Origin of the sequence: Flavobacterium sp. ZB4R12 (genome assembly GCF_048276375.1) — a bacterium.
Classification (GTDB): domain Bacteria; phylum Bacteroidota; class Bacteroidia; order Flavobacteriales; family Flavobacteriaceae; genus Flavobacterium; species Flavobacterium gawalongense.
Genome location: NZ_JBLNKS010000010.1, coordinates 12,555 through 26,145, shown reverse-complemented (window position 1 = coordinate 26,145; position 13,591 = coordinate 12,555). Strand labels below are relative to the sequence as shown.

The following is a 13,591-nucleotide window of genomic DNA, read 5'->3' as shown; positions in this document are numbered from 1 at the left end:
AATGATTAACAATCAACTCTATATTAATACAGAAAAAAACAAAAATAGGCTACTCTCTTTTGAGAATAGCCTATTAAAATCTTCCTTAAATGTTCCAATTAATAAACATTAAAAATTTAAAGTATTATCTGTAAATAATCCCAACTTTAGCAGCTAATGCTTTTGCTTCCGGGATTAATGCTTTTAAATTTGCAATTCTGGTAGCATCAGATGGATGCGTACTTAAAAATTCCGGTGGCGATTGTCCTGCAGATTGCGCAGCCATTCTTTGCCAAAAGATTACGGAATCATCCGCATTATATCCTGCAATTGCCATAAGTGTAAGTCCTATTTTATCTGCTTCAGTTTCGTGACTTCTGCTAAATGGAAGCATAACTCCCACTTGTGAACCTAATCCGTAATATTGTTGCCACATTTGTTGTTTTTCGGTACTTTGACTTCCAGTTGCGACTGCAACTCCTACAGCTCCCAATTGTTGCAATTGAGCAGCACTCATTCGTTGTGCTCCGTGATTTGCTAATGCATGAGAAACTTCATGTCCCAATACGGTAGCTAAACCCGCATCATCTTTAGTTATTGGTAATATCCCCGAGTAAACAACAATTTTTCCACCAGGCATACACCAAGCATTAACTTCTTTGCTGTCAATTAATTTATATTCCCAACGGTAATCATTTAAATATTGTGATTGTCCCAAATAGGTTAAATATTTTTCTGCCGCTGCTTTAATTCTCATCCCAACTGCTTCTACTCTTCTTGCATCAGCTGTTCCTACAATAACTTTATTTTCCTTTAAAAAAGTTCCGTATTGTTGAAAAGATGATGGGAACAACTCACTGTTAGAAACAAAATTCAAGCTTTTTTTTCCTGTCAAAGGATTGGTTGCACAAGAGTATAATAATCCTATCGCAAAAATCCCTAGTAATAAGTTCTTTTTCATCATTTTAAGTTTAATTTTTATACAAAAATACAACTATTATGAATTTTTTATTTACATAATTAAATTTAAATGTATCAACTTTATTGTTATTCACCAGTTATGTGCAATGCTGTAAACTCCTTATCAATGATTAAATAATTATCATTTTCAAAAATTTTTTTATCAAATGAAACTTTCTCATTGTCAATTTCAATTATTTTAACTTTAAATGGCAAGCCAACTAGATTTATTTTATACTTGGAATAATTAGTGTCATATTTTCCTTCTTTATGCAACTGAATGATTAATTCTTTCTCTTTACCGGTTGTTTGAAATGACAAGAAGCTGTATCTTCCTTTTTTATAATCATAACCATCCTGAGCATCCTCATAAACTACTGATTTCTCTTTACCTTCTTTGTAATAGATGTCCAAGATTAACTCATCAAATTCAAGTTCGCCAACATATTGTTGAACAGGATATTTTGGAATTATGGCACCGGCTTTAACAAAAAGTGGAATTTGGTCAAATTTAGTATCAACCCAAATTTCTTTTCCTCCTTTAACTTCTTCATTGGTCCAATAGTTATACCACTGTCCACGAGGAACATACATTCTTCTTCCTAAAGAATTAGGTTCTAAAATAGGACAAACTAATATTTGGTTTCCAAAAACAAACTCATCATTTCTGTAATGCGTTTGAATATCTTCTTGGTCATAATAAACCAGTGGTTTCAACATAGGAATCCCTTCTTCAATGTATTGCCAAAACATAGTATACAAATAAGGCAATAATTGATAACGCAAGTTGACGAATTTTCTGGTGATATCAATCACTTCTCCATCAAACGCCCATGGTTCCTGATCGCCGTGATCACCAGAAGAGTGGGTTCTGCAAAAAGGATGAAAAACACCTAATTGAATCCAACGTGCATACAATTCCCCAGAAGGTTGTTCAGCAAATCCTCCAATATCTGATCCCGTGAAACCCATTCCGGAAATGGACATTCGTTGCACCTGAATGTTTGCAATCCACAAATGTTCCCATGTAGCAACATTATCACCTGTCCAAGAAGAGGTGTATCGTTGTGCTCCTGCATACGCTGATCTTGTAATAACAAAAGGCCTTTTTGGATAAGCAAACCTTTTTACACCATGATATGTAGCTCTTGCCATTTGTGTTCCATAGATGTTATGTGCTTTTCTATGACTGCATGGATTTCCATCATAATCATGTCTTACATCCATCGGGAATGTTTTATTAGGAACCTCCATAACAGCAGGTTCGTTCATATCATTCCAAACTCCTTTTACACCAATCTCCGAAACTAATTCTTTAAACAATCCAGCCCACCATTCTCTTACCGCAGGATTCGTATAATCAGGAAAGTTACATTCTCCCGGCCATACTTTTCCTTTCATGTAAGGGCCATCAGCTCTTTTACAGAAATAATCATTTTTTAGTGCTTCTTTATATATGGAGTACTCTTTGTCAATTTTTATTCCCGGATCAATGATTACAACGGTTTTGAAGCCATCTTCGGCTAATTCTGCCACCATTCTTTTTGGATCAGGAAAATATTCTTTGTTCCAGGTGAAACATCGAAAACCTTCCATATAATCAATATCCAAATAAAGGGCATCACATGGAATTCTCAATTCCCTGAATTTGGCTGCAACTTCTTTTAAATTACTTTCAGGATAATAACTCCATTTGCATTGGTGGTATCCTAATGCCCAAAGTGGCGGCAATTCGGGTTTACCGGTCAAATCAGTATAAGTGGTAACAACATCCTGCATTTGTGGCCCATAAATGAAATAGTAATTCATTTCTCCACCTTCGGCCCAATAACTGGTTACATTTCTTCTTTCGTGACAAAAATCAAAATAGGTTCTAAAAGTATTGTCAAAGAAAATTCCGTAAGATTGTTTGTTTTGCAATCCAATATAAAACGGAACAACTTTGTATAATGGCTCCTGGTCTTTTTGAAATGCGTATTGATCCGTAGCAAAATTCTCTAATCTTTTTCCTTTCAAATTTAATTGGGTTGCTTTATCTCCAAGTCCGTAAAAGCATTCCCCATCTTTTGAAGCCTTACTCATTTTCACGATATTGCCCCCGTATTCATAGCTTTCTTCCCAATGAAAACCTAATTCATCTTCTAAAATAACATTTTCATCCAAATCAAAAATAGACAATCTCATATCTATTTTTTGAATTCTACATTGTACTTTACTAGTTTTTATCTGATAATAATCTTCTACTTCAGAAACCTCAAGAAAGTTATATCCATGAGAATGATTTTTATCAATAGCATAGGAAAAATCGTTGCTAAAATATCCTTTTGTAGTAAATCTAAAACGTATTAAACTATCTCTTAATACTGTTACTTTTAATATTACACTATTATCTGTATGAAAACATACGGAATCTACTTCATGTTCAAAAGCAACTATTTTTGTAGGATATAAATCTCCTTTGTATTCTAATTCTGTATTTGTGATCATTTTCTATGGTATTAATTTTAATCTCTTTTGGAACTCAAACATACAAAAAATACTTTCTTTACTTTCTAAAATAATGATTTAAATGATGCGTTTTTTAACGAAAACGTTATTAATTTATTAAAAAAAGAGATTCTAACTACTTTTAAACATTGATAGTTTACGAACTATCCAAATTAACTTAACAACAAGTATGTTTGAATTTAAAAAAAATTAAATTATCATGAAATTTTAAAAACAGTTACACTCAATGGAGGCAAAAGCAATTCAGTTGAATAATCTCTTCCGTCATAAGGTAAGGCTTCAATTGTTAATTTTTTAGGGTTGGAAACCCCGCTTCCCCCATAATTTGCAGCATCACTATTAAAAATCTCTGTCAATTTACCTTTCCTTGGTAAACCAATACGATAATTCGGACGAACAACTTGAGTGAAATTGCAAACTACAATAACATCATCTTTTTGATTGTTTCCTTTTCGAATGAAAGACATCACCGCATTTTGATGATCCGAATAATTAATCCATTCAAATCCTTCTGGACTAAATTGTTTTTCATGCAAAGCAGGTTGCGTTTTGTACAATGCATTCAAATCAGTAATCAGTTTTTTCACCCCTTCATGGTATGGATATTGCAATAAATGCCAATCTAAACTTCCTTCAAAATTCCACTCACTACTTTGTCCAAATTCACTCCCCATAAACAACAATTTGGTTCCGGGATGTGTAAACATATAGCCGTACAACAATCTTAAATTTGCAAATTTTTGCCATTCATCGCCAGGCATCCTTCCTGCAATTGATTTTTTCCCATACACCACTTCATCATGGGAAAGCGGCAACATGAAATTTTCGGAAAAGGTATAGGTCATTGAAAAAGTCAAATCATTTTGATGGTATTTTCTATATACCGTATCTTTTTGAAAATATTCTAAAGTATCGTGCATCCAGCCCATCATCCATTTCATCCCAAACCCTAAACCACCAACAGATGTTGGTCTTGAAACCATAGGAAAAGAAGTACTTTCCTCCGCAATGGTTTGCACTCCTTCATAATTCAAATAGACCGCTTCATTAAATTCCTTTAAGAAACTTATGGTATCAAGATTTTCTCTGCCTCCGTAAATATTTGGCTCCCATTCCCCTTCATTTCTGGAATAATCCAAATACAACATGGAAGCAACGGCATCAACACGCAAAGCGTCAGCATGATAATGATGCAACCAAAATAAAGCATTACTTATTAAAAAGGAACGAACTTCATTTCGCCCATAATTAAAAACTAAACTTTTCCAATCCGGATGATATCCTTTTCTGCGATCAGGATGCTCAAAAAGGTTTGAACCATCAAAAAATCCTAAACCATGTGCGTCATCTGGAAAATGAGATGGAACCCAGTCCAGAATTACTCCAATTCCCGCTTCATGCAATTTATCGACCAAAATCATAAAATCTTGCGGTTTTCCAAAACGGGAAGTCGGTGCAAAATAGCCTACTAATTGATACCCCCAGGATGGATCGTAAGGATACTCCATTATGGGCATAAACTCAACGTGGGTAAAGCCCGTTTCTTTCACATAATTCACTAAATCTTCGGCAAATTCTAGATAAGTCAAAAATCGATTTTCTTCGGCATGACGCTTCCATGAACCTAAATGCACTTCATAAACGGAATAGGGCTTGTCTAAACCATTATGATTTTGACGGGTTTCCATCCAGTTATTGTCTTTCCATTTATAATCTAAATCCCAGACTACTGAAGCAGTATGTGGTGGTTTTTCACAGTAAAAAGCAAAAGGATCTGCTTTTTCAGTGATAATTCCACCGTTATTAGATTGTATTTTATATTTATAGGTAGCCCCTTTTTTAATGTTTGGAATAAATCCTTCCCAAATACCTGATGAATCCCAACGAACTTGCAACAGATGTTCTCCCTGCTTCCAAAAATTAAAATCCCCAACCACAGATACCGAATGTGCGGTGGGAGCCCAAACGGCAAAATAAACACCATCTACTCCATCAACTGCTATAAGATGTGCACCTAATTTTTCGTACAGTCGGAAATGTTTCCCAGCTTTAAATAAATCGATATCAAAATCGGTAAAAAGGGAATGCGAGATAACTTTACTCATATAACAGTTGTATAATTCTATTTTTATAAAAAGAACAGAATATTAGTTTAAGAAAAAACAGTTTTTAAATTTACTTAATGATATAATTGTCAGGTATAACTGCTCCTTTTTTGATAACAACAATTCCGTCTTTAATGGCATATAATTCATTAGAAAAATCTTCTAAATGATTGCCCCCATCAATATAAACATCATTACCAATTCTGCAATTTTTATCAACAATAGCATTCTTTATAAAGCATCTTTCCCCGATACCTATCAATTGTTTGTTGTTTTTAATGTCTTCATTCATGTCATCAATATTCTGATAGAAATCATTCCCCATTATATAACAATTTTGAATGATGGTTCCTTCACCAATTCTAGATCGAATACCAATCACGGAATGGTTTATTTCTTTGGCATTCAAAATACAACCTTCGGAAATTAACGATTTATCAACAATAGTTTTTTGAAATTTTGAAGGTGGCAACAATCTTGGTCTAGTATAAATTTTATTGTCGTTATCGAATAAATTAAATTTAGGCAAGTCTTCCGTTAATCCAATATTAGCTTCAAAAAATGAATCTATATTACCAATGTCAGTCCAATATCCTTCATATTGGTAACTTAATATCTTTTTATTCCCAACTGCCTGAGGAATAATTTCTTTCCCAAAATCTTTAGTATCAGGATTTGACATGATCTCTACCAACAATTTTTTGTTGAATATGTAGATTCCCATCGAAGCCAAATAATGCTTTCCTTCGCTCTTCATTTGCTCGCTCACATCCGATTCCCAATCTGGCAACAATTCTTTTGCAGGTTTCTCAATGAAAGATTCAATACAACTTTCGGAGTTTGTTTTTAATATTCCAAATTCAGGAGCATCTTTTGCATTTACCGGTAAGGTAGCAATCGTAATATCAGCTTCTTTTCTAATATGCTCCTCCAGCATATCGTTAAAATCCATTTGATACAACTGATCCCCGGAAAGAATCAAAGCATAATCAAAATCATGGTTTAAGAAATGGGGCATACATTGTCTTACAGCATCTGCAGTTCCTTGAAACCAAGTTGGATTATCAGGAGTTTGTTCTGCAGCAAGAATATCAACAAAGGCATGACTAAAAATACTAAAGTTATAAGTATTTTTAATGTGTGCATTTAAAGAAGCCGAGTTGAATTGCGTCAAAACAAACATTCTGTAAATATCCGAATTCATACAATTAGAAATAGGAATATCGACCAATCTATATTTACCTCCTATCGGCACAGCTGGTTTAGATCTTGTTTCTGTCAATGGGTATAATCTGGATCCTTGTCCACCACCTAAAATAATTGCAATAACATTTTTCTTTTTAGCTTTCATTTCTTCTTAATTATTAAATTGTACATTTCTATATATTCCTGACAGACTCTTTCCCAGGAATGATCCGTGCTCATTCCTATTTTTCTGATTTTATTTAAATGTTTTTTATCGTCATATAAATCGACTGCTCTTTGAATCGAATAACAAACATCTCCTACTGTTGCCTGATCATGACAAATTCCATTTCCATCATCTCCAAAATCAATAACCGTATCTTTTAATCCTCCTGTCCTTCTTACAATAGGAATTGTTCCATATCGCAACGAATACATTTGATTTAAGCCACATGGTTCCACTCTAGAAGGCATTAATAGAAAATCAGAGCCCGCGTAAATTAAATGAGCTAATTCTTCATTATACCCTATAAAAGTATTGTAATTACCTTTATAATCCGCCAATAAACTATTCAGTTGATTTTCAATAATTGGATTTCCCGATCCTAGAATTAAAATATTAATTTGGTTATAATTTTCAGATAATGCCAGTGCTGCAGCATGCGGTAATAAATCGCCTCCTTTTTCTTCTAATAATCTTCCAATAAAACTAAAAAGTGGTTTTCTTGGATCTAAATTGAACAGATTACATAATTTTTCTTTGTTTTCCTGTTTTCCTTTTTCGAAATTTTTAATCGAATAGTTCTTTTCCAACATATTATCTTTGGCCGGATCCCAAACTTCGATATCAATTCCATTCAAAATTCCTCTGGATTTATATCGTACCAGATTAAACAAGGATTCTAATCCATTAGCCGAATAATTGATTTCATTCAAATAATTAGGAGAAACTGTCGTCACTGCCCAAGCGCACTTAATTCCTACAGCGAGCGAATTGATACTATTATCCCATTCTAAAACATTCACATGAGCCAAATCAAACTCCGGTAAATAATGTAATTTATCAAATCCAAACTGCCCTTGATACAAACCATTATGAATGGTAATCATAGAAGGTGTATTTTGCAATTTTTTGTATTTATGACAATACAACATCATAAAAGGGATCAAACCTGTATGATGATCATGACAATTGATAACATCTGGCACTTCATTCCTTCCTATTATCCAATCTAAAGAAGCAATTTGGAAAGATAAAAATCGTTCAATATCATCCTGATAACCATAAACTTCTTTTCGATCAAATAATTCTGGAATTTCAATTAAATACAATTCAAATCCTAACTTATCCGTTTTTTCTTTGAGAACGTTAAAAGGGAAATGAAAACTTCCTAACTTTACATGACCCCAATGTACACATTCAAACTCATTTTCGTTTTTGAACTTTGAATCATAACAAGGAATCACAACTCTTACATGATGTCCTGCATTATTTTGATATTTTGGTAACGCCCCTACAACATCGGCTAAACCTCCTACTTTTGCTACGGGGTAACATTCTGCACTGATATGAAATATTTCCATTTATGAAATTTTGTTGTTTTTCCGTTAATTCTAATACTATTCAATTAATTTTTTAACAATTCTAAATATTTATTATTCCAGTATTTATGTTAATCCCAATAAAAACTTTGTAAAAAATATTACTTTTATGTTTTTCTAAATTTAGTAAAAAAACTATAACATAATAACTCGCTTGAAAATTTATTGAAATGACAAAAAAAACTTCTATTCATACACAATCATTGAAAATTCCTAAGATTATCTTATTAACAAGTAAATTAATCTCGTTTATTTCGCCAAAATTAATAACATTATTTATTGCTAAGCTCTTTACTACGCCCATAAAACATAAAATTCCAAAAAGAGAATTAGAAATGGACCGTAATAGTGTCCAAAAATTAATCAAAATTCCGGCAATTGACAAAGAGGTCGTTTTATATAAATATGGTAAAAGTGAAAAGAAAATTTTATTAGTTCATGGTTGGTCAGGAAGAGGAACACAATTATTTAAAATAGCTGATGAATTGCTAAAAGCAGGCTATTCCACCATTAGTTTTGATGCACCTGCACATGGAAAATCACCTGGAAAAACGACCATTATGGTAGACTTTATTGCTACAATTTTAGAAATTGACAAACAATTTGGTCCATTTGAAGCCGCAGTTGGCCACTCATTAGGTGGAATGTCGGTTTTGAATGCAATAAAAAAAGGGTTTAAAGTAAATCAGGCGGTAGTTATTGGCAGTGGTGATATCGTTCAAGATATTATGGATGATTTTGTGGCAAAATTAGAATTGAAACCAAGTATAAGCACTCGTTTACGTTTGCATTTCGAAAAAAAATATAAGGAAGATATGAATAGTTATTCTGCTTATTTAGCCGCAAAAGAGACTACTATTCCTGTCTTAGTTATCCATGATAATAATGATCCCGAAGTTTCGGTAACAGCAGCAATGCACATTCATAAATACCTGAAAAACGGAGCGCTGCTTCTAACCGATGGATTAGGGCATAGAAAAATTCTTGGTAACCATAAAGTAATTGAAAAAACAGTTCAATTCATTCAAAACAAATAACTGTTTTACAACGTTATACAAAAAACTTAAAAACATGAAATATCCTATCGAAAAAACAGAACAAGAATGGAAAGAACAATTGGGTGAAGAACGCTACCGAATTCTTCGTCAAAAAGGAACCGAATATCCTCATACCGGAACCTATAACCTACATTACGAAAAAGGAACGTATTGCTGTGGTGCCTGCGGAGAACCTTTATTTGAAAGCAACTCCAAATTTGATGCGCATTGCGGTTGGCCTTCCTTTGACGAATCAATTCCTGGCAAAGTACAATACATTTCGGATGTGACACACGGCATGAAACGCACTGAAATCCTTTGTGCCAATTGTGGAAGCCATCTCGGCCATGTATTTGATGACGGACCTACTAAAACGGGACAACGGTATTGCGTGAATTCCTTATCAGTGGACTTTAAAGAATAATGCTATGGATTTATTTGGAAACTCAACTGATTGGGCTAAAAAATTAGAGCCAATTCTAACAAAATACAAAGGACGGAAACATCCGTTAGACCATCACAATTTATACCAGCTTTTGGTTACGGTTGTTTTATCTGCACAAGATTCTGATGCTCATATCAATAAAATTGCTCCAGCTTTATTTGAAGCATACCCAAATATGGAAAGTTTGGCCGTATCAAATTTCGATGCCTTAATTCCTTATATCTCCAATGTCAGGAATTTTGGAAATAAAGCCAAATGGTTACTCGAAATCGCTCAAACCATAAAAAAAGGCGAGAATATTCCGCTTACTATGGAGGATTTAGTTGCCCTAAAAGGCATCGGACGAAAATCAGCCAATGTGATCATGCGTGAAGCAAAAGTTCCTGCAGAAGGAATCATAGCTGATTTACATGTTATTCGAGTAGCTCCCAGAATTGGACTAATCACAGAAACCAAAGACGGGATTAAAGCCGAAAAACAACTCATGCTAGTGCTCCCAAGAGAAATTTGGGGCGAAATTGGAATGGCGATTTCATTTTTGGGAAGAGAAATTTGCCGTCCACAACCCAAATGCCCGGTCTGTCCCATTAATGCGGTTTGTGAGTATTATAAAAAGTTATTGAAGGAAGGTTTGGATTTATAAAAAATGGTTTGACTTTAGAATTGAAAAGTCAAACCATTTTATATTTATATACTTTTAAGAAACAATAGCTGTTTGTTTTTACATATTAGGTTTTGACCCTTTTGACCCTAATTTATCCCTCCACATAAAACCGAAACACGGATCAATATACATCCACAAGTTTACTTCAACGAAGCAATAATCGCCCTAAAACTATCCAAACTTGCTTCTATATTCTCCACAATTTCCAAAGCTAAAACATCTGGATCGGGTAAGTTGTCCAAATCAGCTAGGGATTTATCTTTAAGCCAAGTGATGTCCAGACTCGTTTTGTCTCTGGCAATGATTTCCTCATAAGAAAACTTTCTCCAACGACCTTCGGGATTAGTCTCAGCGTTGTAAGTGGCTGCACGCTTGTTTCTGTTTTCCGGATTGTATAGCGTAATGAAATCTTTTAGATCTTTTAATTTTAAAGGATTTTTCTTTAATGTATGGTGAATGTTTGTTCTATAATCATACACCCAGGTTTCTTTAGTCCAAACATCTTTGCTGGATGGTTTTCCATCAAAAAATAACACGTTCGCTTTTACACCATTGGCATAGAAAATACCTGTTGGCAATCGCAATATGGTGTGTAAATCGGTGGTTTCCAATAGTTTTTTACGCACGGTTTCACCCACTCCGCCTTCAAATAAAACATTATCAGGCAACACCACTGCTGCCATTCCTGTTGTTTTGAGCATCGCGCGAATGCAATGTCATTAAGTTAAGGAGTTTTCATACCGCATCTCTTTGATTTTTAAGGACAAAAGGTCTTATTCGATTTCGATATTTGCCTACATTTCTAGGATTACTTCTACCTGGTCGAATGGGTACTGTGTTTTTGAGAAACAATGTTTGTAATTCTAAAAATACATCTTCCAAAGCACCTTCTTTAAAAAGTAATTCTAAAACTCTATTTTTCAAAAAACCATACGTCAGATTTGCATTTATTTTGTAATCTAATTTTGTCTTTTGATTTTTCAGTTCTAATTCATCTTGCAAATCATTTACGATAGTCGATTGCAAATTACTGATAAAAACGGCACAGAAAAAATCTTGCAGCACACTCATTTTTGAATAACCTGTGAAATATTCTAGTTTAATTTTATTCTTCAATTCATCATAATAGGTTTCTATTCCCCATCTCAAAAAGTACAATTCTTTGAACATTTTTGACGGATATTTTTGGCTATCCAATAACGAAGTCATCAAGACTTCTATCTCTCCATTTGGCAAATCAACTCGAACTAATCGTATCTTTATTGAAGTGTTTTTGTTGTATTCCTTGTCTTTAAAACAATGTCTTTCCTGTGGAAATATTTCTACAACCAAAGACTTTTTACCACTAGAAACAAACGAAACTACCGCCTTGCTGTGTGTTGTAGTTGCTCTTATTACGAAATTCACATCTTTTTTAATATGCTCATATTTAAAGTCATACGATGGATATCCTCGGTCGTAAATAATTAAATCACCCTTTTTCCATCTAAAATTATGTTTTAGAGCCAGTTCTCTTTCGCCAATTCCTGAATTCTCTAAAACCGAATCTAAAGCAATATGATTTAACACATCGTACAAAATCGAAGTTCTGCCTTGAACAACACTTGTATTGGTATTATTCTTTGATTCTCCAAACTCTTTTTTTAACTCTTCAGTATAAGGAAGAGTAACTTTTGATCCATCTACAGCAAGTAGTCTAAATCCTGCAAAAAATTCAATTATTGTGTTACTTTCAACATAAGTATTTTCCACAATTACTTCCGATAAATATTTAAAAACTTCGGGATTAATTTTCATGCGTTTTTGCACAAAAGCACTTTTTGTAAAATCCTTTATCTCTTCGGAATCAGTTTTGGAATTTAAAAACTGAACAAAGGTATCAATCTCTATAACTAAACTTTTTTTGACCAAATTGAACATAAAAAGCAACATTTGACCAAATGGTTGTTTCCGATTTCTGGTAAATTCTGTTTTATTGTTTCTGTATTTCAAAATTATTTCTTTACTAAAAATTACTTCTTTTAATTTCTCTAATATTAAATAAGAGTTTTTTCCTACTGTTTTCATATACTAAATTAGTATATAAATATACGAAAAATACTACTATAGAACAAATTTACACAAAATTAAATAGCTGATTTTAAATACATTACCCCTTAACTTAATGACATTGCGCGCGAATGTGTTGCACAAAGTTCAACTGTTTGTTGCTCGTAGTCACCCAAAAATCCTGACGGTTATAAGTCAAATCTTCTTTCTCTTGTTCGCCGTCTTGATTGGTAAAGGTCATACTGCTTTTTTTGCCGAAAGGCGGATTGGCCAAAATGTAATCATAGCGCGTTCCTGAATCCGTAATCAAGGAATCGTTTGGGGAAATAAAATTGTCCGAATCAATATCTCCAATGTTGTGTAAAAACAAATTCATTAATGCCAAGCGGCGTGTTCCTGCCACAATCTCGTTTCCGAAAAAGGTTTCGTATTTCAGGAATTGTTTGGCTTCTTTGTCTAAATCTCGATTGTCCACAATCCAGTCATAGGCAGCCAAGAAAAACCCTCCTGTACCGCATGCAGGATCCGCAATGGTTTTCAACGGTTCCGGGCGCAAACATTCGACCATCGCTTTGATTAATGGGCGAGGCGTGAAGTACTGACCCGCACCACTTTTGGTGTCTTCGGCATTTTTCTCCAATAATCCTTCATAGATATCGCCTTTGTCTTTCACACCCATCAAGATCCAGTTCTCAGCATTAATGAGCGCAACCAATTTATATAACTTGGCTGGGTCTTGTATCTTGTTTTGGCTCTTGACAAAGATTTGCCCCAAGATGCCTTTTTCTTTGGCCAACTCACGCAACATGATGTTGTAATGTGACTCTAACTCAGTACCACTTTTGGTAGTCAAGGTTTCCCAAGCATACTCCGCAGGTATAGGCATTTCTCTATTGTGGGGAGGCTTGCTGTATTCGTCTGCCATTTTCAGGAACAACAAATAGGTCAATTGCTCCAAGTAGTCGCCATAGCCCACGCCATCGTCTCTAAGGGTTTGACAAAATGCCCATACTTTGGAAACTATACTTGAAGTGTTTGCTGAATTATCTTTGCTCAT

The 13,591-nt window shown here is 34.0% G+C and carries 11 protein-coding genes; 3 read left to right on the top strand and 8 right to left on the bottom strand.

The genetic code is table 11. From position 1 onward, the window contains the following. Positions 1–124 precede the first annotated feature (124 nt). The 5 genes from ACNO7W_RS08640 to ACNO7W_RS08620 form a co-directional block, all read right to left on the bottom strand. Complete coding sequence (locus ACNO7W_RS08640) at positions 125–940, bottom strand: M48 family metallopeptidase (RefSeq protein WP_143388408.1); 816 nt, start codon at positions 938–940, stop codon at positions 125–127. 86 nt (positions 941–1,026) lie between these two features. Beyond that, positions 1,027–3,426, bottom strand: a complete 2,400-nt coding sequence (locus ACNO7W_RS08635) for a glycoside hydrolase family 31 protein (RefSeq protein WP_417937813.1) — start codon at positions 3,424–3,426, stop codon at positions 1,027–1,029. Positions 3,427–3,644: 218 nt separating this feature from the next. Next, on the bottom strand, positions 3,645–5,552 hold the full coding sequence (gene glgB / locus ACNO7W_RS08630; protein ID WP_417937812.1) for a 1,4-alpha-glucan branching protein GlgB: 1,908 nt from the start codon (positions 5,550–5,552) through the stop codon (positions 3,645–3,647). A 70-nt stretch (positions 5,553–5,622) separates the two neighbouring features. After that, positions 5,623–6,903 carry a glucose-1-phosphate adenylyltransferase gene (locus ACNO7W_RS08625; protein WP_417937811.1) on the bottom strand — a complete coding sequence of 427 codons (1,281 nt, stop codon included), beginning with the start codon at positions 6,901–6,903 and terminating at the stop codon, positions 5,623–5,625. Beyond that, positions 6,900–8,321, bottom strand: a complete 1,422-nt coding sequence (locus ACNO7W_RS08620; RefSeq protein ID WP_143388404.1) for a glycogen synthase — start codon at positions 8,319–8,321, stop codon at positions 6,900–6,902. Before ACNO7W_RS08620 ends, ACNO7W_RS08625 begins: the two co-directional genes overlap by 4 nt. Positions 8,322–8,509: 188 nt before the next feature. Between ACNO7W_RS08620 and ACNO7W_RS08615 the strand changes: the two genes are divergently transcribed. Genes ACNO7W_RS08615 through ACNO7W_RS08605 form a run of 3 tightly spaced genes read left to right on the top strand, consistent with a single transcriptional unit; the run spans position 8,510 to position 10,464 of the window. Then, complete coding sequence (locus ACNO7W_RS08615; protein ID WP_417937809.1) at positions 8,510–9,376, top strand: alpha/beta fold hydrolase; 867 nt, start codon at positions 8,510–8,512, stop codon at positions 9,374–9,376. 34 nt (positions 9,377–9,410) lie between these two features. Next, positions 9,411–9,800 (top strand): peptide-methionine (R)-S-oxide reductase MsrB, encoded by a 390-nt coding sequence (gene msrB / locus ACNO7W_RS08610; protein WP_417937808.1) that lies wholly within the window; start codon positions 9,411–9,413, stop codon positions 9,798–9,800. Positions 9,801–9,804: 4 nt separating this feature from the next. Next, positions 9,805–10,464: an endonuclease III domain-containing protein gene (locus ACNO7W_RS08605; protein WP_417937807.1), complete on the top strand. Its 660-nt coding sequence runs from the start codon at positions 9,805–9,807 to the stop codon at positions 10,462–10,464. A 161-nt stretch (positions 10,465–10,625) separates the two neighbouring features. On the opposite strand, the gene ACNO7W_RS08600 is transcribed toward ACNO7W_RS08605, so the two are convergent. The 3 genes from ACNO7W_RS08600 to ACNO7W_RS08590 form a co-directional block, all read right to left on the bottom strand. Next, positions 10,626–11,186, bottom strand: a complete 561-nt coding sequence (locus tag ACNO7W_RS08600; RefSeq protein WP_417937806.1) for an HsdM family class I SAM-dependent methyltransferase — start codon at positions 11,184–11,186, stop codon at positions 10,626–10,628. Between the two features lie 34 nt (positions 11,187–11,220). Continuing rightward, entirely contained in the window at positions 11,221–12,552 is a 1,332-nt protein-coding gene (locus ACNO7W_RS08595) for an IS4 family transposase (protein ID WP_417937805.1), read from the bottom strand. A 94-nt stretch (positions 12,553–12,646) separates the two neighbouring features. Next, positions 12,647–13,591 (bottom strand): N-6 DNA methylase, encoded by a 945-nt coding sequence (locus tag ACNO7W_RS08590; RefSeq protein WP_417937804.1) that lies wholly within the window; start codon positions 13,589–13,591, stop codon positions 12,647–12,649.